The following is a 24,457-nucleotide window of genomic DNA, read 5'->3' as shown; positions in this document are numbered from 1 at the left end:
CACAGGTGGTTCGGAGTGTCCCCTACTGAACGGACACTCAGCCACAACCGACGGTGCGCGCCTCTTTTCGCGTTTGAACACCGTCGGAGACGTGACGGGTGTCGTACTGTTAATATTGACCGTAGGGATAGGAGAGCCATGCCGTGCAGTGAACCTAGACGACGACGCTGTATCCCTGCCCTACTCACTCGCTCCGCTCGTTCCCTGCGGGCAGAGGCTTAGCGCCTGTAGTCAGCTAACACTTAAATTGCAGGCCCGCGAAATTGTACTCATGACAGATAGAGGTCGGGAGAGTCTCGCGTACAGGCTCGGTCGAGCGAGCGCGAGCGGGTCGCCGGCCTCACCCCGTAGAGTCGCGGCCTCGCTGGCGGGCCTCGGGCTGGTTTTGTTCCTTTTCGGTTCGGTCGACGGGGTGGAACTCGTCGGGATTCTCTTCCTGGCCATCGTGGTCGTCACGGTCGACAGTGCGGTGGTCGTCGTCCAGGCCACGGAAAAGAAGGTGCTGACCGTGCTGGGGAGCTATCGGCGGACGCTCGAACCGGGGATCAACTTCGTCCCGCCGTTCGTCTCGACGACCCACAGTTTCGACATGCGGACACAGACGATGGACGTGCCACAGCAGGAGGCGATCACCCGTGACAACTCGCCCGTCACCGCCGACGCGGTTATTTTCGTGAAGGTGATGGACGCAAAGAAAGCATTCCTCGAGGTCGAGGAGTATAAGCGCGCCGTCTCGAACCTCGCTCAGACGACGCTGCGGGCGGTGGTTGGCGACCTGGAACTGGACGACACACTGAGCAATCGCAGGGAGATCAACACCGCCATCCGGCGGGAACTTGACGGCCCGACCGACGAGTGGGGAATCCGCGTCGAGTCCGTCGAGGTCCGGGAGGTGAAACCGTCCGCCGACGTGGAGAACGCAATGGAGCAACAGACCGCCGCCGAGCGCCGGCGGCGCGCGATGATTCTCGAAGCACAGGGCGAACGCCGGTCGGCCATCGAGCGCGCGCAGGGTGACAAACAGTCCGAAATCGTCCGCGCACAGGGCGAGAAGCAGAGCCAGATCCTCGAAGCACAGGGTGACGCCGTCTCCACGGTGTTGCGCGCGCGGTCCGCCGAGTCGATGGGCGAGCGTGCGGTCATCGAGAAGGGGATGGAGACGCTCTCGAGCATCGGCCAGAGCGAGTCGACGACGTACGTCCTCCCGCAGGAACTGTCCTCGCTGGTCGGGCGCTACGGCAAACATCTCACCGGGAGTGACGTCCAGACCGGCGGCGAGTCCTTAGAGAGCCTGACGTTCGACGACGAGACCCGCGAGTTGCTCGGCCTCGACGACATCGCGGAGACGCTCGAGACGCTCGAAAACGACGTCGAGCGGCCGACGGGTGCCGCCGAAGTGGAGGCGGAGGCCCCCGACGAGCGGACCGGGACGGGCGACTAAGCGGAGACCGCAACGGTTGAGACGACGGTGGACGTACACAGGAGCGGATGCCGACGCTCAACCGCATCACCGTCTTCCCAGTCAAGTCACTCGACGGCCACCGCCTCGATAGCGTCACCGTCGGCGCGCGCGGCGCGCTCGAACTCGACCGCGAGTACGCCCTCGTCGACGCCGACGGCGAGTACGTCAACGGGAAAGCCACCGCGCAGGTCCACCGGCTACAGTCGTCGTTCGATCCCGCGACTCACGAACTGACCGTCGGCCGGCATGACGACGAGCGTCACAGCTTCCGGCTCCGCGACGAGACGGAGCGGGCGGCCTGTGGCGAGTGGCTCACCGACTTCTTCGGCGAGCCAGTCACGGTCGAGCGGGACGACGCGGGCGGCTATCCGGACGACGAAGCCCTCCACGGGCCGACGGTTATCAGTACCGGTACCGTACGGGCGGTCGCGGACTGGTTCGACCTCCCGCCGGAGAACGTCCGGCGGCGGTTCCGGGCCAACATCGAGATCGGACGTACAGAACCGTTCTGGGAGGACCGACTGTTCGCCGACCAGGGCGAGGTGGTCGCGTTTTCCGTCGGCGAGTGCCGGTTCCACGGTGTCAACCCGTGCCAGCGGTGTGTCGTGCCGACGCGGGACCCCGACACGGGCGAGGAGATGGCGGACTTCCGCGAGCGGTTCGTCGAGCGACGGGAGGCGACCCTCCCGGAGTGGACGCCTTCGGACCGGTTCGACCACCCCTACCGGCTCATGCTGAACACGGTGGTACCCGAGGACGCGCGGGCCACCGAACTCGCTGTCGGTGACGAGGTAACAGTCGAGGGCGTGCGGTCGGCCACGTACTGAGGGTCAGTCCTCGTCGAACCGGACAGTCATCACCGGGACCGGCGACCTGCGGACGACTTTCTCGGCGACGCTGCCGATGAGGTAGTGATCGATACCGGTCCGGCCGTGGGTACCCATCACGACGAGATCGATCGGGAGGCGTTCGATAGCGTCGAGTATTTTGGTTTTCGGGACGCCCTCGGCGACGTGGGTCTCGACGGTCACGTCGTCGGGGAGTGCGGCGACAGCGTCTTCGACGGCCGCCGCGGCACGCTCGTGTTCGGCTTCGTCCCAGACCTCGGCGGAGAGCCCGCTGCTGGGACTCTCGAATCGGTTTCGTGTGTCAGCGATCGAGAGGAGGTGAACCGTCGCGTCGAACCGCTCGGCGACGGTGCCGGCGTGGTCGGCCGCGGCCGTGAAGCCCTCGCCGCCGTCTGTCGGGAGAAGGATGTGTTGGTACATGCGTGAATCAGAAGCCCCCGCTCGCCATTAGGAACAGTGCGATTGCGATGACCGTGAACAGGACGCCGACACCCTTCTGGATCGTTCCCGTGTCGAGGGCGCTGGAGACGTAGGGGGCGATCTGACCCCCGGTGACGGTCGCGGGGACGGTGAACACGACCATGTTCCAGGGTGTCGACGCGATACTCAGCGAGTGGATGCCGGGGATAACGCTCCCGGCGAACACGTGGACGATGGACGCGAGAATCGCCGTGGCCGCGACGACGATGTGGTTCGTGCCGATGGCCACCCGTGTGGGGACGTCCGTCCGGAGCTGGGAGATGATGCCGAGTTCGCCGATGCCGAACCCGGCCAGTCCCTGGAACGTGCCGCCGATGCTGTAGTTGGCGAAGCGTTCGAGATACCCCGACCAGGTGTACTCGTACGTTTCTCCCTGAGTGTCGACGCGCGTGATCTGCCCGTCGTCGGCCGCGTCGACACCGGCAGGGCCGAGTTTCTCGGCGTCGTCGGGCAGGTCCCGTTCGGATCCGCCGTCGGCCGTCACTTCCGCGTCGTCACCGGCGGGTTCGTCGTGGGCGAGGTCGGCTTTGAGCATGAGATATGCGGCCGTCATGAGCGCGGCCCCCAGCGCCGCGTGGAAGAGCCACTCCTGAATAAAAAACGAGAGGAGTGCCCCACCGACGACAAAAGGGATGCTGCCGCCGACGAGCGTGAGCGCCAGCCGGCGGTCGACGAGGCCGTGTCGGATGAACGCGATCGCCGAACTGGACAGGCCGAACGACTCGCTGATTAGCCCGACCTTCACCAGCGTCTCGGGACCGATCGGGTACGCCAGCAGCGGGAAGACGAAGATAAAAAACGGCACGAACAGGGCCGACCCGCTGATGCCGACGGTATTCACGGTCGTCGCGCCCAGCAGGAAGAAGGGGAACAGCCACCAGTATTCCAGCCAGTAGCTCATTCCACTTCCCTCGGTCGGCGCGAACAGAAGCACTGTAGCCACGAAGATCACAGGAGCAGTGAACACGAAGACGTGCTGGTATCGCAGGAACGTCTTCTGGACGCTGCTGGATGCTGACGACGCCGTCATTCGAGCTTGACCCGTGGTTTGGAAACTGCCGCTGAAATGCCTTGTCGTTCGTTTGGAGAACGTGCCACGAGAACCGGACACAACCGGCAATTCTTCGATCGATAGTACCGGACTGTCGGTTTCGAAGCCCCCTTCTCCGGCAACAACTACCGGGACGTCCACCGGTGGGTAAGATCCCCGAATATTTATTACAGAGTCGAAGAAACTAGTGTGTGTAATGAGCCTTAAAGAGGGACTCCCGACCGAGGGTGAACAGTCCGTCAAGAGCGAGCGCCGGATGGACTCGGAGTCTCTCCCGTCGACAGCGGGGCATCCGGCGACGGGTCTCCGCGGGAAACTGGTGCGGTTCGGCCGGAAGTGGTCGCGCCGCTACGTCGAGATGCGGGTCGAGGCTCGGCGATAACCACCGGCGCAGTCGCGGTTTCTTCGCGTTTTTTGTCCGATAGCGGTATCGCTAGAACTCCTCGGCCGGTTCGGGGACAACGCCGTCGTCCTCGCCCTGGAGTTCGTACTCCTGGCGGAGTTCGCGGATGCGGTCGCGGATGTCCGCTGCAAGCTCGAACTCCAGATTGTCGGCGGCCTCTGCCATTCGTTCCTGCAGATCGGCGAGCAACTGCTCGGCCTCGCTCTCGTCGTCGGGGGCCATCCCCGAGACGCCGCCGGTGTCGGTTTTGGCGCCGGGGAGGTTCGTCTCACCGACGGGCTTGTCGATAGTCACCGGCTCGAAGCCGTGTTCGGCGTTGTACTCCTGCTGGATCTCCCGGCGGCGACTGGTTTCTTCGATGGCCGACTCCATGGCCGAGCTTGTCGCGTCGGCGTACAACACCACTTCGCCGTTGACGTTCCGTGCGGCCCGCCCCATCGTCTGGACGAGCGTGGTCTCGCTTCGGAGAAAGCCCTCCTGGTCGGCGTCGAGGATCGCGACGAGACTCACCTCGGGGATGTCCAGCCCTTCTCGAAGGAGGTTGATGCCAACGAGGACGTCGATCTCGCCCAAGCGGAGCGACCGGATGAGTTCGTGGCGTTCGAGCGTGTCGGTCTCGTCGTGCATGTATGCCACGTCGACGCCGGCCTCTTCGAGGTACTCGGTGAGGTCCTCCGCCATCCGCTTGGTGAGGGTCGTTACGAGGACGCGCTCGTCCCGTTCGACGCGGTCGTCGATGCGGTCCATGAGGTCGTCGACCTGGCCGGTCGCGTCGGCGATCTCGACGGCCGGGTCGACGAGGTGGGTCGGGCGGACGATCTGTTCGATTATTTGGTCACTGGCCTCGCGTTCGTAGTCGCTCGGCGTCGCGCTCACGAACAGCGTCTTGCCGGTCGTCTCCTCGAACTCCTCGAACGTCAGCGGCCGGTTGTCGAACGCGGTCGGCAGTCGGAACCCGTTCTCGACCAGACTCTCCTTTCGGCTCTTGTCGCCCTCGAACTGTCCGCGAATCTGTGGGACCGTCTGGTGGGACTCGTCGATTACGGTGAGGAAGTCGTCGGGGAAGTAGTCCAGGAGGGTGTAAGGGGCTTCGCCAGACTCCCGGTCCGAGAGGTGGACCGAGTAGTTTTCGATGCCCGAACAGTAGCCGGTCTCTTTCAGCATCTCCAGGTCGAAGGTGGTGCGCTCCTCGATGCGCTGTGCGGCGACGGCGTCGCCCTGACGCTCGAAGTACCGGACGCGTTGGTCCATCAGCTCCTCGATCTCTCCGATGGCGTCCGACAGTTGCTGTTCGGGGATCGAGTAGTGTTCCGCCGGGTGGAGTAGAACGGCCGGGTCCTGGCTCTTGACCTCGCCTTCCAGCGGGTCGATCTTCACCAGCCGGTCTATCTCGTCGCCCCAGAACTCGACACGGACGGCGTAACGGCCGTACATCGGGTAAATTTCGAGGGTGTCACCCCGCACACGGAAGGTACCCTGCGTGAAATCCACGTCGTTGCGCTCGTAGTTCAGGTCGACCAGTCGGCCCAGCAACTCGTCACGTTCGATCTCTTGGCCCTGTTCGAGTCGGAGACTCATGTCGACGTAGTTTCGCGGGTCACCGAGGCCGTAGATGGCCGAGACGGAGGCGACCACGATTACGTCGTCCCGCGTGAGCAGGGAGCGGGTCGCGGAGTGGCGTAGGCTGTCGATCTCGTCGTTGATGGAGGCGTCCTTGTCGATGAAGGTGTCCGTCTGCTCGACGTAGGCCTCGGGCTGGTAGTAGTCGTAGTAGGAGACGAAGTACTCGACTGCATTGTCCGGGAACAGGTCCTGGAATTCCTCGTACAGTTGCGCTGCGAGCGTCTTGTTGTGGGCGATCACCAGCGTGGGTTTCTGGATTTCCTCGACCACCCAGGAGACGGTGTTTGTCTTGCCCGAACCCGTGACGCCGAGCAGGGTCTGTTCGTCCATACCCTGTCGGAAACCCTCAGCCAGTTGTTCGATGGCCTCGGGTTGGTCGCCCGCGGGGTCGAACGGCGCGTCGACGCGAAACGCCCGGTCCACGTTGGGACGGTCGGGCGAGAGGGGGCTCCCGGAGGTGTCGCTCATTGGGGATAGATTAGGGCCGCGGGTACTTCAGGCGCTCGCTCGCGAGGCGTCGGTCGCCGGAGAGACGCGACGACTGTGGTGCCGCAGGCGCACGTATCCGATGACTACCCCTCGACCGCTCCGCCTTCGGCGGCCGTCCCCACCCTGCGGGTCCGGAGGTGGAGGTAGCTGACACAGAGCAGGGAGACGAAGCCGCCGGCGGCTGCGAGGCCGAACATGAGCCGGTAGCCGAGTATCGTGTAGACCCGGGCACCGGCGACGGTTTCGTTGGTCCAGTAGGCGTCAAGGACCGCGCCCATGGCGGTCGGGAAGACGGCGGCGCCGGCGAAGGCGACGGCGTTGACCGCGCCCGTCGCGACACCGGAGGCCCCCGCCCCGTGCCGGTTCTTGACGACGGTGTAGCCAAGCGCGTACCCGCCGGCCAAAAAACTCACTATAAAAAAGAGGAGGCCGACCACCAGGAACGGGGGTTTGCCGACCAGCGAGAGCACGGCGAAGGTCCCGGTGTAGCAGACTGCGCCGAGGACCATCAGCTCCGTGCGTCGGCCCAGGCCGTCCGAAACCCGGCCGACGACGGGCGGTCCGACGAGCAGTCCGACACTGCCCAGCAGGGTCAGCGTCGACGCGGTGGTGATCGACACGTCGTAGACCTGCGAGACGTAGGGGACGCCCCACAGGCCGAGGACGGTGATGTTGAGTCCCGTCGAAGTGAAGAGGGCGAGGCCGGCCAGCCACGTCTCGCGCTCGGCGAAGACGGTCCGGACGTTCCGGCCGACTTCGCGCAGCGAGAGGGTCGGTGTCGAGGGAACGTCGTCCAGCGGTCGAAGCCCGGCGTCTCCGGGGGTGTCCCGGGCCAGTAGCCAGACGGCGGTGGCGATCAGCAGGCCGACGGTGCCGATGCCCAGCAGGGCCGTCCGGACGCCCAGCGTGGCGACGGTCACCGCCAGCGGCGTCGTCGCGAGGATGCCGCCCAGTCCGGCGACGCCGACGGTGAGACCGTTCATCGTGGCGAACTCGCCGGGACGGAACCAGTTCGCGCAGAACCGCAGGATGGCGATGAAGACGACGCTACCCCCGAGGCCGATACAGAGGCGCGCGAGGAAGGCGACGAGATACGAGTCCGCGAGGCCGAAGGCGAGGCCGCCGAGGCTCATCACGACTGTCCCGGCGGTAGCGGTCCGGCGGATACCCAGTCGGTCGGCGAGCACGCCCGCGATCACCTGCATTGGCGCGTAGACGTAGAAAAACGCGGAGTGCAGCGTCCCGAGAGCGGTGCCGGTGGTGTCGAAGGCTCGCATGAGGTCCGCCGAGAGCACCGCCGTCGAGAGCCGGTGGACGTTCACCAGCAGAAACGCCGTCGCCAGTGCCGTCCACACGATCCAGCGCCGTCGGAAGGGATTCGACCAGACGCCCATCGTCTCAGCCTCCAGTACCAGTCCAAAAAGCATTGTGTCCGTTCGGGAGACTGTGTCGCCGTCTGAAACGTCCGCGCGGGGTGGTCCGGAGTAGGTCACCGACGGAAACGGGGACAGTGGTTTTTTAGATGGATTGCATGCTGAGTGACATGGACGCCGCCCTCCCCGCCCGGGTCGAGGCAATCGAACCGGGAACGGTACACCGCTGCCCTCGGCGCAGCCGCCACGTCCAGTTGCAGGTGGGTGACGAGGCGACCATCGTGGTCTACGACCCCCGGACGGTGGTGACACCGGACGCAGTGGGCACCGAGCGGGACGTGGAGCTCTCGGCGGAGGTCCCGTCGGTCGAGCCCTGTCATACTGGCGAAGTCGGCATTGTCTCGGCGGCCGGTGGCGACGCCGTGACTCTCTACGGCGTCGTCGTCACGTTCGACGAGGCGGGAACGGAGGCGCTACTGGACGTGGGTGCAGGGACGGTTCAGTTCGACACGAGTTCGGTCGACCGGCGACTCTACGCCGGTGACTGCCTCGAACTCACGGACCCGGTCGTCCACGTCACCGGGATGTCGCCGCCGGGGCAGTCCTACGAGGCGTACGTGTCACAACTGGGCAGCGACGACCCGGACGCACGGCGGGAGGCGGCGACACACCTCGGGCACCGCGGTCGGGAGGGCGCGGTCGACCGGCTGGTCGCACAGTTTCGCGTTGAGGCCGAACAGCGCGTCCGCCGGGCGGTCGTGACGGCACTGGGACGACTGGCGGTGACGGCCCGGCGGCCGGACGAACCCCCAGACCCGCGGGTCCGCTCGACGCTGGAGGCGGCGACGGGCGACGAAGCCCGGGCAGTGAGAGACGCCGCCGACGAGTGGCTCGACCGCGTCGCGGGTCACTGGTACTCCCGAGACCGGTAGAGGGCGACCGACGCCAGCAGCGCGACGAAACCGGCGGCGGCCGCCAGTCCGAACGCGACCCGGTAGCCGAGCGTCGAGTAAACCTGCGCGCCGTTGATCGTCTCGCCCGTTCGGTACGCGTCCAGAATGAGCCCCATCAGTGTCGGGAACAGCGCCGCACCGGTAAACCCCATCGTGTTGACCGTCCCGGTGGCGACACCGCTGGCCCCGCTCTCGTGGCGCTCTTTGATGACGGTGTAGCCAAGCGCGTACCCGCCAGCCAGGAAGCCAGCGGCGAAGAAGGCGAACCCCACGACCGGCAGAGGCGGGTTTCCCGTGACCGCGAGCAGGACGAAAGACCCGGTGAAGGCGGTCTGTGCGGCGATCATCAGTCCGAGACGACGACCCAGTCGGTCCGAGAGCCAGCCGACCAGTGGCGGTCCCATGAGCAGGCCAGCGCTCCCGGCCAGTGTGTAGGTCGACGCCCCGGTGACGGAGATGTCCCCGTAGGTCTGGACGATGTAGGGCACGCCCCACAGTCCAAAGACGGTGATGTTGACGCCGGTGCCACAGAACAGGACGATGCCGACGAGCCACGTCTCCCGCTCGCGGAGGACGTCCGTGGCGTTGTCGGCTACGGCCGACAGTGACGGGGTCTGTGCCAGCGGCACGCCGTCTATCTCGACGAGGCCGGCAGCGGCCGGCGAGTCTCGGGCGAGCAGGTAGGCGACGGTCGCCAGCACGAAGCCGCCGAGACCGAGACCGAGAAGCGTCGTCCGCCAGTCGGTGGCCGCGACGACGAGTGCCAGCGGCGTGGTCGCGAGGACGCCGCCGAACCCGGCGGCGGCGATGGTCAGGCCGCTCATGCGGGCGAACTCGGTCGGTCGGTACCAGTTCGCGCAGAATCGTAAGATAGCAATAAACAGGAGGCTCCCGCCGAGGCCGATCAGCGCCCGGGCGAGGAAGGCGATGGGGTATGTGTCGGCGACCGAGAACGCGAGCGCGCCGACGCTCATCACGACGGTGCCGGCAGTGACCGCGCGGCGACTCCCCACGCGGTCGGCGACGAAGCCCGCAGGGAGCTGCATCGCCGCGTAGATGTAGAAAAACGAGGCGTGCAGCGTGCCCAGCGCCGCGCCGGTCGTATCGAACGCCGTCGTCAACTGCTCGGCCAGCACCGCCGTCGACAGCCGGTGGACGCTGACCAGCGCGTACGCTGCTGCGAGCGCCGTCCAGATGATCCAGCGCCGCTTCGTCGGGTCCGACCAGATATGCACACGTTCCGGTCCGACCCGCTAACTGTTAAGCATTCGTAGTCGAAAGATAGCTATCGTTCAGCCTGTGGAGCGGCAGTAAAACATTGTTTGGCAGTGTCTGGCAGGGCCGGGGACAACCGGCCGGAGTAGCCATGAGCAGCCGGTGCACGAAGTGTGCCGGTTCCACACGAGTTTCTGTGGCGTTCGCGCTTTTTTGACTTCTATACATCGGGTGGTCGCTTCCAGCGACCCGGGAAACGGGAGGGTGCTTAGCAGACAGGCTTCGGGTTCACACCGAGTGCTTCGAGGGTGTCGAAGTAGTCGTCGTAGGCGGCCTGGATAGTGTCGACGGCGGCCTGGTGGGCCAGGTCCTCGTCGTCCTCGGTGTCACAGACGGCGACGAGAGCGTCGACGGCGTCGTCGACGACGGCGTCGACGGCGTCGCGCACGTCACGGACGGTGCTGGCGGTGCCCGGCGCGGCCTGACCCACGAAGAAGCCGACGGCTTGGGAGGCTTTGTTCTCGACGACTAGTGCCCAGCCGAGGGACCCGGCGACGCGCTCGGGCGTGGTGTCCAGTCCTCGCAGGTGTTCGTCGATGGGTGCAGGCGCGTCGGGTTCGTGACTGCCGCGTTCGCCGGCGACGGTGCCGTACTGTTCGCCGGCCATCGCGGCAGCGTCGGAAAAAAGATCTCCCGGCGCACCGTCAGTCCCGTCTGCCCAGTCCTCGAACGTCGCGTCCGCGTGGTAGAACACGTCGGCGACGGCGGCGAGTACCGGGTCTTCCGCCATCTCGCCCTCGGTGTCGGCGTACAGCGACTTCGAGGAGCCCAGTCGGGAGAGTTCGGTCTGCTGTTCCTGGCGGACGCGATCAAGGAAGTCTGCCGCGTTCATATGCTTCGAATCGACGGGCGGGCGCTTGTAAGCATCGACACGGGCAGAAACGAGACGTGTCAAGCCCGGAGCCTGACGCCGACCGCACCACGCTCGGCCTAATCCAGTCTACTCAACGTTTCTGCGCCGCGGCGTCGAATCCGGACTCACGTGCGAGACAGTTCCGCGAACGTGGCCGTGGCCGCCGTAATGTGGAAAATGGAGATACGCCGTCGCTCGTGTTCGTGGTCGCGTTTCGCGACACCGAACAGTTCGGCTCGGCGGTCACGGTCGGCGTCTCGGCCGCGGTCGCGAAGACGGCGCTGTACGACGGCCATGAGCGGCCCTGGAGCGACGTTCGCTGAGGACTCCGAGCAACCGGTCACCGAACAAAAGGGCGGCGTCGGCCTCGCCTCGCTTCACCACTCCCGGCGGTCACCGGTCCGCTTCGAGGTTGATTGCCGTACTGCCAGGCTCACTCACCGTCCGGAGGCGCTCACGGTGGTCGCACCTCGCGTCAGTCGTCCGGTTCGCTTATCTCCGCGGGTCGGCTGTGCCTCCTCGCTCCGTTCGCGGTCGATTTCCCGTCGCGCAGTCGGCTTTCTCCACGGGTCGCCCTGCGGGCTTCCCGTTCCGACTCGAAGCAGGCGCCTTCGCTACGCTCAGTCGTCCGCTTCGCCCGTCTCGACGGGCGCGCCGACCAGGTTGCCCCACTCGGTCCAGGACCCGTCGTAGTTGATGGTGTCCTCGTAGCCGAGCAGTTCGTGGAGCGCGAACCACGCGACCGAGGAGCGCTCGCCGATGCGGCAGTAGGCGACGGTCGTGCCCTCGCCGTCGATACCCTCCTCGGCGTAGAGTTCCTCGATCTCCTCGGCGTCTTTGAACGTGCCGTCGTCGTTCGTGACGGCGGCCCAGGAGATGTTCTGGGCACCGGGGATGTGGCCGCCGCGCTGGGCGGTTTCCTGCAGGCCCGGGGGCGCGAGGATTTCGCCGGAGAACTCCTCGGGCGAGCGAACGTCGACCAGCGGAACGCCACGGTCGATGGCGTTGTCGACGTCTTCGCGGTAGGCGCGGATAGACTCTCGCGGGCCGGAGGCGTTGTACTCCTGTGCGGAGAAGTCCGGCTCCTCGTCGGTGAGCGGATAGTCGTTCTCGACCCAGTAGTCGCGGCCGCCGTCCATCAGGCGTACGTCGTCGTGACCGTAGTACTTGAACTGCCAGTATGTGTAGGCCGCGAACCAGTTGGAGTTGTCACCGTAGAGGACGACTGTCGAGTCCTCCGTGATGCCGTGGCTGCCCAGCAGGTCCTCGAAGTCAGCCTCCGAGAGGATGTCGCGAGTCGTCTGGTCCTGCAGGTCCGTCTCCCAGTTGAAGCCGATGGCACCGGGCGCGTGACCGTCCTCCTCGTACAGTTCCGTGTCTACGTCGACCTCCGCGAGTCGGTAGTCGGGGTCGTCGCTCTGGAACTCCTCCGAATGGTCCTCGACCCAGTCCGCAGAGACGAGAACGTCTTTGGCGTAATCGCTCATAATGCAGTAATCTGTTAGCCTACCAGCCATATAGTCCTACACCTCTCGGCACAATCGGCCCCTCCTCCCCTTTGGCGGCAGAATTAACCGCTACCCGCCGCCCGCTAGGCGCGGGCTAACGTTCCCCACAGACGGCGCGAGGGGCCCGCACCCCACCGCCCGTGTCGGCACCGGAACGGGCCGCGAAAGTGTCGGATATTCTTGCCTCTAGCTGGGAGCAACCGAGAAAGAAGGGTTGAAACGGTCGCTGGCGTACCGGACAGTATGAGTGAGATTGTGGTCCCGGCGGCGTGGGTAGCCGAGCGACGCGACGAGGTCGTCCTCGTCGACGTTCGAGACGGCTGGGAGTTCGACGGCATCGGCCACGTTCCGGGTGCGGTGAACGTTCCGTTCGACTCGTTCCGGGCCGGCGAACACGCTGCGGAGAGCGGCGGCGACGAGTCGGGGGCGGCCGGTATGCTCCCCGGCGGGGCGGTGTTCGCCGACCTGCTGGGCGGAGCCGGAATCGACCGCGAGGACCGCGTCGTCGCCTACGACGACCATCACGGCGTCTTCGCCGCGCGTCTGCTCGTGACCGCCGAGTTGTACGGTCACGACCCCGCGAAGCTCCACCTGCTCGACGGGGACTTCTCAGCCTGGCAACGCGAGCGCGAAACCACGAGTGAGGTGTCCGAACTCGAACCGACGACGTACGAGGTCACCGACCCGGCAGAGACCGAGACGCCACTGGTCGACGCCGACGCGGTGGCCGCGGCCGTCGACGACCCCAAGGCCGTCGTGGTCGACACCCGCGAGGACTGGGAGTACGAGGAGGGCCACGTCCCCGGCGCGGTCCGACTCGACTGGCGGGAACTCGTCGACGACGATACCCGTGGGCTGAAACCGCGCGACGAGGTGGAGTCGATTCTCGAAGCCCGTGGAGTCACGCCCGGGAAGCGGGTCGTTCTCTACTGTAACACCGCCCGGCGGATCAGCCACACCTACACCGTTCTCCGGCACCTCGGCTATCCCGACCGCCGGTTCTACGAGGGGAGCCTCACCGAGTGGGAGCGCGAGGGGCGACCACTGGAGAGCGGTGCGGCCGAGTGAACGTTTCGCGACCGAAGATATCACTCGCCCGAAACCACGCCACATCGGACGGTACCACACCACAATAGTAGGAAGTTGCAGATAAAACAGGGGGGTTCGGCCGACGAGTTACGGAGCGACGCCGACGGTCAGGAGCGTGCCGTAGGTACGGTAGCGCTCGAACATAGCATCGCGTGACTCCCAGTCTTCGGTTGGAAATTCGTCGGCCGGCGGGATCGTGATTTCCCGGTCTGGGATGCGGTCCTGACTGGCGACTCGAAAGCCCGCGTCGCGGAACGCTCGCCGGTAGTCGCCGTGAGACCAGCGAGTCATCTCGACGCCGACCATCTCGGGCCAGTGGTGGGAGTGGACGTTCTCCTCGTAGAAGTTCACCGCACAGTAGACGGTTCCGCCGGGCCTGACGACCCGCCGGAGTTCCCGGAGGGCGGCGCGGGGGTCGCTCGCGTAGTAGAACGACTCCATCGAGAAGCAGTGGTCGATGCTGTCGTCGGCGAGCGGAAGGGGTTCGAAGTTGCCCACCAGGTAGGTCACCTCGGGGTCGTCGGTGTAGGACCGGGCGTTGGTCGCCATCTCGGGCGAGGCGTCGAGCCCGTACACCCGGCCCGCGTCGGCGGTGTCGCGGAGCGCGCGGCCGGCGTAGCCGCTGCCACAACCCAGGTCGAGGACGGTGTCGCCGGGTTCGACCGGCATCCGTGCCAGGGCGTGTTTCGCGGTGTGCCAGTGGCGTTCCTCCATGCCCCTGTCGCGGCCCTCGGTTGCCCACCGGTCGAACTCCTCGCGAACACTCATTGCCAGGCGAAACACCGGCGCGGATATAACGGATTCGGTCCGGGCGAGCCGGGACGCTTTTTGAACCGGGCCTCCGCTTCAGGGTATGGGGCGCCGTCGCTACCGGGTCGCGGACACTGCCCAGCAGTTGGTCGGGGGATTTCTACTCGCTGGCCCCTTCGTCGTCACCGAGGAAGTGTGGGTGCTGGCCGCGGCGATGACGTGGTGGCACACGCTGGTCGTCGTCGGTATCGTCTTTGGCATCGGCTACGGCGCACTGTACAAAGCCGACGACGAGCGTGACCCCGGTGGGGAGGTCGGTGTCGCCGGCGTTCCAATCCGGTTCGTCTCGCTGATGGTCGTAGCCTTTGGCTCGGTCGCAGTGCTCGCCGTGTCGCTGACCGCGCCGCGGACGTTCCTGGTCGACGGCGGGGTTCTGTCCGACCCGACGCGGGCGGCGGTCGTCCTGACAGCGGTCAGGGCCATCGCCGTGGGGGCGATCTTCAGCGTCGTCGGCGCGGCCACGGCCGACAGCGTATTCTGAGCCGACCGGCGCGCTCGCCGACCCGCAAATTTAACGCCGGCCCTCTCCGTGTAACGCGCATGGACTACGAACTCGCAGTCGAGAACACGCCAGATACCATCCCGGGAGGGACGGGGGTACTACTCCTGCACCCCAGCACCGGCGAAACCGACCGCATCGACACCGACTTCCTCAAGACCGACACCGACTCCATGCTGATTATCTCAACGCGCACCACCGCCCGCGAGGTCGAGCAGAAACTGGAGTACTACGACGTGGACGAAACCCGCGCCACCATCCTCGACACCCTCTCCATCGAGCGTGGCTACACCCGGCGGACCTCCGACGACGTCCACTACGTCGCCTCGCCCGACGACCTCGACAGCATCGTCGAGGACGCCCGCAGGTTCCTCGAATCCCACGACGGCAAGCTCCGCGTCACCGTCGACTCCATAACCGAGATGGCCTACTACGCCGACGACGACCGCACCCGCGAGGCCGTCGCAGACCTGCTCGATCTGCTCGCAGACCACGACGCCGTCGGCCTGTTTCATCTTTCACCGGAGGTTCACGACGAGTCCCTCGTCGACGACTACCGCGACCTGTTCGGCGGCGTCGTCGAACTCGACGCCGACGGCACCGTGACCAGCGAGTTCTGATCAGCGGTCGGCGTCGGCTGGGGTGTCGCGGCTCTCGCGCTGCTCGGCCAGACGTTTGAGCGCCGCGGCCGTCCGGCTGGTGTTGCTCTGAATGTCGTACAGGAGCGAGAACGACAGTGCGAGGACGAGTAGCGGAACGAGGACAGCGACGAACGCGTCTATCTTGATACAGCGAGAGAATCCCGCCGTTCACGGCGGGCGTGAATCGCGTCCACCTCAGGACGCATTCACCCGTTTTCTCCATCCTGAGATTTACTTTGCTTGAAGACATATCATGATATACGCCCAAGCGGCCTCGACCGCCCGAGTAACCGGATACTATCGGATTCGGGAAATCCACGTTCGAGGGAATCCCCTTCGGGCCGCTGGATTCCCAATTACGGTAGCTCCGAATCCCTCTGTGGATAGGAGTAACGGCGGTCTGGCCCCGCCAGGAGACCCGTCATGCCGACCGGTCTGCAGACCAGCAACTCTCCCAAACCTGCGGTAGGAAGCCTCGCCGTCGTCGGGCTACGCCCGACTGCTTGAGGGAGCTTCGCTCCCGCTCCGTTTACGACGAGGAGGAGGTCACCTGGAGGGCGATGCCACCGGCCACAGTAGGGGCAGTCATGTCGGAACTGTCCGCGCCGTCGTCAGAAAGGTCAGTCGTCTAACTTCTCGAACGTTTTGCGCGCCCACTCGACGGCGTACTCGGGGCCCATCTGTGCGTAGGCGCTCGAATCCAGCGCGGCAAACGGAGTCGGAACCTCGGTCCGGTCGCCCGCGGCGTGTTTGACCGCGTTACAGGCCAGCTCCGCCGCGGTCGAGAACTCGGTCTGACCGCGGGCTACCTCCGTCGAGAGGTCGCCCAGTCGGGGTTCGAGGCGCTCGCCCGCGTCGACCCACGCGTCGAACAGGTCGGGGTGGTCGCCCGCCCAGCCACTGAACACCTCGCGGGTGTGCAGGCCGCAGTAAGCGGCGTACAGTGCCGCGGCCAACTGGTAGACGCCGGCGGGGTCCAGCGGCACCGCGGCCGCCAACTCGCGGTAGCGCTCCCCGAAGAACACGAGGAAAGACTCCGGCATGTCGAGGCCAACCTCGACCAGCGCCTCGGCCAGCAGGAAGTCGACGAAGGGGTCGGGCGACGTTCGCAGGCGTGGCTTGACGAACACCACCGCGGGTTCGGTCTGACAGGTCCAGGTGACGCCGCCGTCGCCGGGCAGGCCGACGGTGAAGTCGCTGCCGGCGTACTGTGTGAGTTGCTCCGGAGCGTCGGCCGGGAGCCACTCTTCGGGGTGGTCGACGGGGTCGAGCGCGTCGACCAGCAGGCCGAGTTCCTCTGCGACGGCGGGGTCGAGCGTCTCGAAGTCCCGTTCGGTGTCGAACACGAGCGCGTCGGGGGCGTGGGCCTCTCGGACCGCCGCGAGGGGACCGTCGAGGCCGCGCGATTCGAACATCTACGCGAGTGCGGCGCCGAGGATCTGTGCAACGGCCAGAACGGCGGTGAAGCCGATAGCCAACAGGACGAGTTTCGTTGCCTGACTCATACCTTGTAATTCCGCCAGCAACCGCTTAAAACCTTCAGTTCTGCGTCGACGGTTCGCGGCTGCTCCCGCCGACCCCGGCAGGGACCGTCGGGGGCCGGACGCCGGGATTAAAAACCGGTCGAGGGCGCGCCGGGTCACGTCCAAGTGAGAGTCGAATTCCATCCGGCGGTCTCTAACGCAGGCGCGGCCGGTGCGCGTACGGTAGTAACGGTCGTCCTCGGCCAGCACCGCCGCGGGGAAGTCGTCGCTCGACGGAGCCGTTTAGTAGGTCCTCGGGGTACGCGAGCGACACGTCCCGGCCGGCGGCCGGCCCCGAGACGACCGCGGGTGTCACACGTCGGTACCTGTTCGTCTGCTGTCGTGGCGACAGAAACCACCGGACCGGGTCGGCTAATCGTCCGCGCTCGCCCCGACGTCGGCGCGCCGGGCGATTCCCTGCCACTTCCCCGTCCAGAAGCGCGCAGTGTTGACCGCCGCCTTCAGGTAGAAGTCGGCGATCAGCGCGACGAACACCGCTGGCAGGCCCCAGTTCAGCCCCGGCGCAACCGAGAGCCCGGCGACAGAGACCACGTACCCGGTCGGCAGCGCCAGTGCCGCGACGGGCAGTCGGACCAGATACGACCCCGCAAAGGTGCCGTAGAGCGGCCAGCGCGTATCGCCTGCACCGCGGAGACTGCCTCGCATCGTCCGCGAGACGGAGAAGCCGGCGACGACCACCCCGAACACGCGGATGAACTGCACCGCCAGATCGGGGTACGCGGTGCCAAACGACAGCGCGATGGGGCGGGCAAGGCCTACCAGCACCGCGCCGAACAGCAACTGCGTCACCAGCGCGATACGCATCGTCTGCCAGCCGTAAGCGGTCGCGTCGTCGTCCTCGCCCGCGCCGACGGACTGTCCGACGAGCGTACTGGCGGCCGTCGCGTACCCCCACGCGGGCATCAGCGCCAGTAACATCACCCGGCGGCCGATGGCGTAGGCCGCGACGACGGGTATCCCCAGCACACCCAGCAGGAACAGGAACGGGAAGCGGCCGAACGTCTGGAGCAGACGCATGCCGGCGAGCGGCAGTCCGACGCGGACGATCTCCCGACACAGCGGGAGGTCGAGGTGCGGGCCCCGGAGGGGGAGCCGGACGGCGTAGCGCCCCGAGACCAGCAGCGCGAAAAAGACCACCGCGGCGAGCGTGTTGGCGGCGGCCATCCCCCACGCTGCCCCAACGACACCGAGCCTGGGGGCCGGTCCCAGCCCGAAGATGAAAATGGCGTTGAGGACGATGTTCGTCGGCAGCGTGAGCAGGCGGACGTACATGGGCGTCCGCGTGTCGGCGCTCCCGGCCAGCGCCCGCGCGGCGATCATGCTCCAGAACCGGAACGCGAGCGAGAGCATCACGATCTGCAGGTATGCCGCCCCGAGTCCGATGGTCCGAGGGTCGTCGGTCAGCACGTCCAGCAACGGCCCCGCGTACGCCCACGCCAGGGCGGTCAGGGGGAGCGAAACCGCCAGAGAGAGCCACAGCGACTGCTTCACCGCCAGGTCGGCCCGGGCGGGCTCGCCGCTGCCCTGTAACCGGGAGACGACGCTGATCGTCCCCGAGGACAGCGCAAGCGACAGCCCGAACCCGACGAAGTAGTACTGGAAGCCGAATTCGAGCGCGGCGATGGCCGTATCACCGACGGCCAGCCCAACCATCAGGAAGTCCGTGATTCGCAGGAGAATTCGGAGTCCGCCGGTGGCCATCACTGGCACCGCGAGGTCGAACGCCTCGGTCCCCTTCTCGCGGTCGACGAGTCCGAGACGCGCCAGCAGGGCGGGGAACCGCAACAACCCGGCGCGGACGGCGTCACGAATGCCCATCTACACATATCTCGGGTCGGAACATCCTGTGGCTTTCGACCGCAGGGCCACGGAGGCCGACCGGGCTCAGGGGATAATCTGCTCGCCGTCGTCGTCGTAGACGGCGATGGCGTCGACCGGACAGGACCGGGCGGCGAACTTCGCGTCCAGTTCGGCCGTCTCGGGAACCTCGCGGGCGAACAGGTCCTCGTCGACCTCCTCCCCGTCGACGAGGATGGCCTTGCCGGCGTCGTTGTCCTCCTCGAACTCGTCCCACTCGGCGGTGCACTGGAACATTCCGATACAGGTGTCCTGGTCGAATTCGATACGCATGACCGTATCTTCGGCCGACGAGGGTTTCAGTGTGACGACGTCAGTCGGACCGTTCGCGGTTCACGCATCTGCGTACGAACGGGTCGAAAAAAGGAGGAGACGCGAACCGCCTGCGCCGGTTCAGACGAGTTCGGAGAAGTCGGCCGGAGCGGTTTCGGCGTCTGCGACCGAGTCGACGTCGATGCCGTGGATCAGGTCGACGAGCGGTTCCAGTTCGGGGAACGTGTAACAGGTCAACGAGAAGTCCACCTCGGCGGCGGTGATTTCCGAGTCGATGACGAACACGATGTCGGTGTCGGGCCACTCCGTGATTTCGCCGAGCATCGTCTCGCTGTCGCCGTAGGCAAAGCGGGGCGGCGAGTGGGCGATGGTCGTCCCGAGAACGTTCGCCCAGCCGTCGATGAAGGCCGAGGTCATGATGTTGCCGACCTCCTGAATCGCGGACTTCTGCATGTCAGAGAAACCGCTCCCGTCGGTCTCGGTCCCCTGGCCGAGCATGGCGTTGGTCAGCCGCTTGGACTCGGCCCGGGAGACCAGAAAGAGGAGGTATCCGTGGGGTGGGTCTTCGAGTTCCGTGTATATGCCGACGTGGGAGTCCGACTGCGTCTCGGTTTTCAGGTGCGTACTGACGTCGTCGAAGTCGAGGAAGTTCAGCTTCGAGACCGATGCGGTGGTCTCGAGACCACTCATTTGCTGGAGGTGATCGGCGACGGTCTCGGCTCCCTCTTTGGCCAGCCCGTTGAACAGGTGGAGCTTCCGTACGTCGACCTTCAAGGAATCCATAGAGAAGTTTATGTTTCTATCCGTATGAAGCTACGGGGCGAGTAAGCCCTCGATACTGGGCGTTCGTCTCCGTCGGTTCGGCTACAGGACGACAATTTAAGCCCGATGGCGAGCAAGAATGGGTAATGGACGTCGCGGCGATTCCGGCGGTCCCCGACTGGCTGCCGGGACATCTACAGGAGGAGGGCATCGAGGCGCTGTACCCGCCACAGGCCGAGGCCGTCGAGGCGGGCGTCACCGAGGGCGACAATCTCGTCGCCAGCGTGCCGACCGCCAGCGGCAAGACCCTGGTCGCAGAACTGGCGATGTTGTCGGCGGTAGCGGGTACGGAGAGTGGCAAAGCTCTCTACATTGTCCCCCTACGAGCGTTGGCTTCCGAGAAGGCAGCGGAGTTCGAGCAGTTCGAGCAGTACGGAATCGAGGTAGGCGTCTCGACGGGCAACTACGACTCCGATGGCGGGTGGCTCGCCGGCAAGGACGTTATCGTCGCCACCAGCGAGAAGGTCGACTCGCTGGTGCGCAACGATGCCGACTGGATCAGCGATCTCTCGTGTGTCGTCGCCGACGAGGTTCATCTCGTCGACGACGGCCAGCGCGGTCCCACGCTCGAGGTGACGCTGGCGAAACTCCGGCAGTTGAACGCCGACCTCCAAACCGTCGCGCTGTCGGCCACCATCGGCAACGCCGACGAGTTGGCCGACTGGCTCGGCGCCGAACTCGTCGACTCGGACTGGCGACCGATCGACCTCCAGAAGGGGGTTCACTACGGGCAGGCGCTCCACCTCGAGGACGGGAGCCAGCAACGGCTCGACGTTCGCAACGGAGAGAGCGAGACCGCCGCCGTCGTCCGGGACACGCTGGCCGACGATGGCTCGACGCTGGTGTTCGTCAACTCCCGGCGCAACGCCGAGGCCGCGGCCCGCCGACTCGCCTCGACGACGCGTGACTTCCTCGACGCCGACGAGCGGGCGGCACTCTCGGAAATCGCGACCGAAATCCGAGACGTGAGCGATACGGAGACCAGCGACGACCTGGCCGACGCCGTCGAGGGGGGCGCAGCGTTTCACCACGCCGGGCTCGCCAGCGACCACCGGACGCTGATCGAGGAGGCTTTTCGCGACCGTCTGCTGAAGGTGGTCTGTGCGACGCCGACGCTGGCGGCGGGCGTCAACACACCTTCCCGACGGGTGGTTGTCCGTGACTGGCGGCGCTACGACGGGTCGGCCGGCGGGATGGCCCCGCTCTCGGTGCTCGAGGTACACCAGATGATGGGGCGGGCCGGCCGGCCCGGACTCGACCCCTACGGGGAGGCGGTGTTGCTGGCCAACAGTCACGACGAACTCGACGAGTTGTTCGAGCGGTACGTCTGGGCAGACCCAGAGCCGGTGCAGTCGAAACTCGCCGCCGAGCCCGCGCTCCGGACACATCTGCTAGCGACGGTCGCCTCCGGGTTCGCGGGTTCCCGTGAGGGACTGCTCGAATTTCTCGAACGGACCCTGCACGCCTCACAGAACGCCGACCGGAGCGAACTGGAGCGGGTCACGGACCAGATGCTCGACTATCTGGAGATCAACGACTTCCTCGTCAGGGACGGCGACCAGTTGCAGGCGACGGGCCTGGGCCACACCGTCTCGCGGCTCTACCTCGACCCGATGAGCGCCGCGGAGATTATCGACGGCCTGCGCGACTGGGAACGCTCGGGTGGTCGGTCGACGGAGCGCGGCGGCGCGGCGGAGAGCGAGCCAACCGAGTTCACCCGGGCGAGTGAGCTCTCGGACGACGACGGGGACGACGGACCGCGCGAGCCGCCGTCCGCGCTCGGCCTCTATCATCTCGTCGCGCGCACGCCTGACATGTACGAACTGTACCTCCGGAGCGGCGACGAGGAGGAGTACACGCAGTTGGCTTACGAGCGCGAGACGGAGTTCCTGGGACCGATTCCCAGCGAGTACGAGGACGACCGCTTCGAGGACTGGCTGTCGGCGCTGAAGACCGCCCGTCTGCTCGAAGACTGGGCCAGCGAAATCGACGAGAACGAAATCACCGACCGCTACGGCGTCGGTCCGGGTGACATCCGCGGGAAAGTCGAGACGACCCAGTGGTTGCTGGGAGCCGCCGAGTCGCTGGCGGGCGAACTCGGCCTCGACTGCGTGCCGGCGGTTCGCGAGGCACGTACTCGGGTCGAACACGGGGTGAAGACCGAACTCGTCGACCTCGCGAGCGTTCGCGGCGTCGGGCGGAAGCGCGCCCGGCGACTCTACGACGCGGGGATTCGGACCCGCGCGGACCTGCGAGAGGCAGACAAAGCGGTCGTCCTGGGGGCGCTCCGGGGCCGGGAGAAAACTGCCGAGAACGTCCTCGAGAACGCCGGGCGGGAGGCCCCATCGATGGACGGCGTCGAACCGGCCGACGTCGACGGAATCGACGCGGCCGACGGCGAACCGGGCGGTGAGACCGGGACGCCGGAGGCCGAGGACCCCGAAGACCAGTCCAATCTAGGTGACTTCTGATGGAGGTCGTCGAGGGTACGGCGACGGTTGCGGACGTCGACGCGTTCGTCTCGGAACTCGGCGAAATCGGCGGCGAACACGGCTGTGCGGTGCAGGCGTTCGACGCCCGCTACGTCGTCGACCGCAGACACCTCGAACGCGCAGTCGCGTGTGCCGACCGGGCCCGGGCTCAGGGGGAGGCCATCGCCGACGACCACGCCGTCGAGGTGCTGCTGTACGCGGCCGGCCGCCGACAGATTTCGCGGGCACTCGAAATGGGGGTCTCCGAGGGGGAGTGCCCGGTCGCGGTCGTCGTCCACGGCGTGACGGACAGTGCGAACGAAGCCGACGCGGCCACGGCGGTGACGAACCTGGTGGAACCGGCCGAGACGCTCGGTGCGTTCGGCGAGGGTCACATCCGAGACTACTTCGACGTGTCCGACCGGGAACTCGCGGCGACCGACGCCGACCTCTCGGTGCTGGTTACGGAGCGAGTGGCGCTGCTTTCGGTCGAAAAGTAACCTGTCGGCTCGGAGGATTGAAACCACCGGCTCCGCTCGGGGGTTCATCCTGGACGACGAGTCACGTCGGCGGCGAGCGACCGGTACCGAACGCCCAGCACACGGCACAGCCGCCCGCTGCCATGGTACACTGCAGCACGTCTCTCGGTGAGGGCAGGGGAAGGGGTATCGGGCACGAGTGTGGGTCGTCGGGAGAGACGGTCCGGGGATGGGCGGGACGTCGCGGGCCGCGGTGGTCGGACCGTGTGTCGCGGCGCTCGGGAGCGCCGGCGGGAGCCTGCTCACCGTCGGGTTCGCGGAGACGAGCCTCGCAGACTCGCCGACACGGGACGGGCGGATGGGTACCTCGTAATGTTCCGAAGACACAAGCCCGGTCGTTCCCGAGGAATGGACGAATGGCGAGTTCGAGTGGTGACACGCCGGGTGCATCCGGCGAACTACAGGCGGTCGAGGTGACGGCCGAAGACGGGTCGGGGCGGTCCACGACCACGACCGTCCGGTACAGAGAGACGGGCGACGGGCGACCGATAGTGTTGTTACACGGCGTCGGTCTCGACGCGAAACACATCTCCTGGAAACACGTGATTCCGCATCTCGAAGCGGACCACCGCGTGATTGCCCCGGACCTACCGGGCCACGGTGACAGCGGCAAGCCGAACATTCGGTACACGACGGATTACTACGTCGACGTTCTGTCCGGGCTGGTCGAGAAACTGGACCTCGACCGACCCAGCGTCGCCGGCATCTCCATGGGCGGGGCCATCGCGCTGGGCTACGCGCTGGAGGAGGACGTCGAGCGGCTGGCGCTGATCGACAGCTACGGCCTGGGCGCGGACGCGAGTTGGCGGCCGATGGCGTCGGTCGCCCTCCGCATGCCCGTCGTCGATCAGTTCGTCTGGAATACGATGGGCGTCAACAGAGGGACCGTCCGGGATACACTTCGCGGGTACATGACCCAGGCCACCGAGGAGTTCGTCACGGAGATTCATGAAGTACTCCAGGACGACGACTGCGGTCGCACGCTCCGACGCTGGCAGCGCAGCGAGTTCGGTGCCTGTGGGTTCCGGACCTGTTATCTCGGTCAACTCTCCGACCTCGGCGTCCCGACACTGCTCGTCCACGGCGACGACGATACCCTCCTGCCGGCAGCGTGGTCCGAACGAGCCCACGACCGGCTCCCGGACAGCCAACTCCACGTCCTCGACGACTGTGGCCACTGGCCGCCCCGAGAACGCCCCGCCACGTTCAACCGCGTATTGGCGGAGTTCCTGGCGAGCTAGAGAGTCGAGAAGCGGATTCTGAACGCTGGTAGTCCGGACTCAGCAGTCACCGACGACTGGCGCGGTCCGACCGTCGACAGTGAACTACCCTGACCTACCGCGCTCGGGGCTCCCCGCCCCTCGCTTGTTGAGGACAGGGCTTCCTGTTTCTGTGTCAGAATTTATACCCGACGTGGGCACAGGGATTCCAGACTCCGCAGGCGACTTCCCTTCACAGGCGGTTCGGAGTGTCCCACTCCTACCGAATGGACACTCGGCCACAACCGACGGTGCGCGCTTCTTGTCGCGCTTGAACACTGTCGGAAGCGTGGCGAGCATCGTACTACCACCGTCGGCCGGAGGGGTAGTAAGGC

23 protein-coding genes are annotated in these 24,457 nt (G+C 66.3%); 11 read left to right on the top strand and 12 right to left on the bottom strand.

Annotation, left to right across the window (positions count from 1 at the left end):
* Window positions 1–271 precede the first annotated feature (271 nt).
* On the top strand, window positions 272–1,441 hold the full coding sequence (locus tag Q0964_RS14185) for an SPFH domain-containing protein (RefSeq protein ID WP_299268806.1): 1,170 nt from the start codon (window positions 272–274) through the stop codon (window positions 1,439–1,441).
* A gap of 47 nt (window positions 1,442–1,488) precedes the next feature.
* Window positions 1,489–2,289, top strand: coding sequence for an MOSC domain-containing protein (locus Q0964_RS14180; RefSeq protein WP_299268804.1), 801 nt, complete (start codon window positions 1,489–1,491; stop codon window positions 2,287–2,289).
* Between the two features lie 3 nt (window positions 2,290–2,292).
* On the opposite strand, the gene Q0964_RS14175 is transcribed toward Q0964_RS14180, so the two are convergent.
* The gene (locus tag Q0964_RS14175) at window positions 2,293–2,730 is read right to left on the bottom strand and encodes a universal stress protein (RefSeq protein ID WP_299268802.1); all 438 of its coding nucleotides are present in this window, start codon (window positions 2,728–2,730) and stop codon (window positions 2,293–2,295) included.
* A 7-nt stretch (window positions 2,731–2,737) separates the two neighbouring features.
* Window positions 2,738–3,820: a sulfite exporter TauE/SafE family protein gene (locus Q0964_RS14170; RefSeq protein ID WP_299268800.1), complete on the bottom strand. Its 1,083-nt coding sequence runs from the start codon at window positions 3,818–3,820 to the stop codon at window positions 2,738–2,740.
* Between the two features lie 217 nt (window positions 3,821–4,037).
* On the opposite strand from Q0964_RS14170, the gene Q0964_RS14165 reads away from it, so the two are divergent.
* Entirely contained in the window at window positions 4,038–4,223 is a 186-nt protein-coding gene (locus Q0964_RS14165; RefSeq protein ID WP_299268798.1) for a hypothetical protein, read from the top strand.
* A gap of 51 nt (window positions 4,224–4,274) precedes the next feature.
* Here the strand turns inward: Q0964_RS14165 and uvrB are convergent, their stop codons facing one another.
* Both uvrB and Q0964_RS14155 read right to left on the bottom strand, forming a co-directional pair.
* The gene (uvrB, locus tag Q0964_RS14160) at window positions 4,275–6,335 is read right to left on the bottom strand and encodes an excinuclease ABC subunit UvrB (RefSeq protein ID WP_299268796.1); all 2,061 of its coding nucleotides are present in this window, start codon (window positions 6,333–6,335) and stop codon (window positions 4,275–4,277) included.
* A 104-nt stretch (window positions 6,336–6,439) separates the two neighbouring features.
* Entirely contained in the window at window positions 6,440–7,783 is a 1,344-nt protein-coding gene (locus tag Q0964_RS14155; RefSeq protein ID WP_299268794.1) for an MFS transporter, read from the bottom strand.
* Between the two features lie 116 nt (window positions 7,784–7,899).
* On the opposite strand from Q0964_RS14155, the gene Q0964_RS14150 reads away from it, so the two are divergent.
* Complete coding sequence (locus Q0964_RS14150) at window positions 7,900–8,661, top strand: HEAT repeat domain-containing protein (RefSeq protein ID WP_299268793.1); 762 nt, start codon at window positions 7,900–7,902, stop codon at window positions 8,659–8,661.
* Here Q0964_RS14150 and Q0964_RS14145 read toward each other — a convergent pair.
* Both Q0964_RS14145 and Q0964_RS14140 read right to left on the bottom strand, forming a co-directional pair.
* Window positions 8,637–9,917, bottom strand: a complete 1,281-nt coding sequence (locus tag Q0964_RS14145; protein WP_299268792.1) for an MFS transporter — start codon at window positions 9,915–9,917, stop codon at window positions 8,637–8,639. The genes Q0964_RS14150 and Q0964_RS14145 overlap by 25 nt on opposite strands.
* A gap of 248 nt (window positions 9,918–10,165) precedes the next feature.
* On the bottom strand, window positions 10,166–10,789 hold the full coding sequence (locus Q0964_RS14140; RefSeq protein WP_299268791.1) for a rubrerythrin family protein: 624 nt from the start codon (window positions 10,787–10,789) through the stop codon (window positions 10,166–10,168).
* A gap of 191 nt (window positions 10,790–10,980) precedes the next feature.
* Between Q0964_RS14140 and Q0964_RS14135 the strand changes: the two genes are divergently transcribed.
* A complete protein-coding gene (locus Q0964_RS14135; RefSeq protein ID WP_299268790.1) occupies window positions 10,981–11,133 on the top strand; it encodes a DUF2061 domain-containing protein in 153 nt (50 codons plus the stop codon).
* Window positions 11,134–11,430: 297 nt separating this feature from the next.
* Here the strand turns inward: Q0964_RS14135 and Q0964_RS14130 are convergent, their stop codons facing one another.
* Window positions 11,431–12,297: a sulfurtransferase gene (locus Q0964_RS14130; protein ID WP_299268788.1), complete on the bottom strand. Its 867-nt coding sequence runs from the start codon at window positions 12,295–12,297 to the stop codon at window positions 11,431–11,433.
* Between the two features lie 264 nt (window positions 12,298–12,561).
* On the opposite strand from Q0964_RS14130, the gene Q0964_RS14125 reads away from it, so the two are divergent.
* The gene (locus Q0964_RS14125) at window positions 12,562–13,386 is read left to right on the top strand and encodes a sulfurtransferase (protein ID WP_299268786.1); all 825 of its coding nucleotides are present in this window, start codon (window positions 12,562–12,564) and stop codon (window positions 13,384–13,386) included.
* A gap of 108 nt (window positions 13,387–13,494) precedes the next feature.
* On the opposite strand, the gene Q0964_RS14120 is transcribed toward Q0964_RS14125, so the two are convergent.
* Window positions 13,495–14,175 (bottom strand): class I SAM-dependent methyltransferase, encoded by a 681-nt coding sequence (locus tag Q0964_RS14120; protein ID WP_299268784.1) that lies wholly within the window; start codon window positions 14,173–14,175, stop codon window positions 13,495–13,497.
* A gap of 85 nt (window positions 14,176–14,260) precedes the next feature.
* Here Q0964_RS14120 and Q0964_RS14115 point away from each other — a divergent pair, with 85 nt between their 5' ends.
* Window positions 14,261–14,698 (top strand): DUF2391 family protein, encoded by a 438-nt coding sequence (locus tag Q0964_RS14115; protein WP_299268782.1) that lies wholly within the window; start codon window positions 14,261–14,263, stop codon window positions 14,696–14,698.
* Window positions 14,699–14,757: 59 nt separating this feature from the next.
* Window positions 14,758–15,336 carry a DUF7090 family protein gene (locus Q0964_RS14110; protein WP_299268780.1) on the top strand — a complete coding sequence of 193 codons (579 nt, stop codon included), beginning with the start codon at window positions 14,758–14,760 and terminating at the stop codon, window positions 15,334–15,336.
* Between the two features lie 641 nt (window positions 15,337–15,977).
* Here the strand turns inward: Q0964_RS14110 and Q0964_RS14105 are convergent.
* From Q0964_RS14105 to Q0964_RS14090, 4 genes are all read right to left on the bottom strand, one after another.
* Window positions 15,978–16,772 carry a DUF7089 family protein gene (locus tag Q0964_RS14105; protein ID WP_299268778.1) on the bottom strand — a complete coding sequence of 265 codons (795 nt, stop codon included), beginning with the start codon at window positions 16,770–16,772 and terminating at the stop codon, window positions 15,978–15,980.
* Between the two features lie 480 nt (window positions 16,773–17,252).
* Window positions 17,253–18,719, bottom strand: coding sequence for an MATE family efflux transporter (locus tag Q0964_RS14100; RefSeq protein WP_299268776.1), 1,467 nt, complete (start codon window positions 18,717–18,719; stop codon window positions 17,253–17,255).
* A 66-nt stretch (window positions 18,720–18,785) separates the two neighbouring features.
* On the bottom strand, window positions 18,786–19,031 hold the full coding sequence (locus Q0964_RS14095) for a ferredoxin (RefSeq protein WP_299268774.1): 246 nt from the start codon (window positions 19,029–19,031) through the stop codon (window positions 18,786–18,788).
* Window positions 19,032–19,151: 120 nt separating this feature from the next.
* Window positions 19,152–19,814 carry a chemotaxis protein CheC gene (locus Q0964_RS14090; protein ID WP_299268772.1) on the bottom strand — a complete coding sequence of 221 codons (663 nt, stop codon included), beginning with the start codon at window positions 19,812–19,814 and terminating at the stop codon, window positions 19,152–19,154.
* Window positions 19,815–19,939: 125 nt separating this feature from the next.
* On the opposite strand from Q0964_RS14090, the gene Q0964_RS14085 reads away from it, so the two are divergent.
* The 3 genes from Q0964_RS14085 (at window position 19,940) to Q0964_RS14075 (ending at window position 24,104) form a co-directional block, all read left to right on the top strand.
* Window positions 19,940–22,324 (top strand): ATP-dependent DNA helicase, encoded by a 2,385-nt coding sequence (locus Q0964_RS14085; RefSeq protein ID WP_299268770.1) that lies wholly within the window; start codon window positions 19,940–19,942, stop codon window positions 22,322–22,324.
* Entirely contained in the window at window positions 22,324–22,824 is a 501-nt protein-coding gene (gene cgi121, locus Q0964_RS14080; RefSeq protein ID WP_299268768.1) for a KEOPS complex subunit Cgi121, read from the top strand. The genes Q0964_RS14085 and cgi121 overlap by 1 nt, the downstream gene beginning before the upstream one ends.
* 395 nt (window positions 22,825–23,219) lie before the next feature.
* Window positions 23,220–24,104 carry an alpha/beta fold hydrolase gene (locus Q0964_RS14075; protein WP_299268766.1) on the top strand — a complete coding sequence of 295 codons (885 nt, stop codon included), beginning with the start codon at window positions 23,220–23,222 and terminating at the stop codon, window positions 24,102–24,104.
* The last annotated feature ends 353 nt before the right edge of the window (window positions 24,105–24,457 follow it).

It is taken from the genome of Halorientalis sp. (assembly GCF_028275115.1).
Classification (GTDB): Archaea; Halobacteriota; Halobacteria; order Halobacteriales; family Haloarculaceae; genus Halorientalis.
Note: the sequence above shows the minus strand (reverse complement) of the source record. Positions and strands in the feature narration are given on the sequence as shown.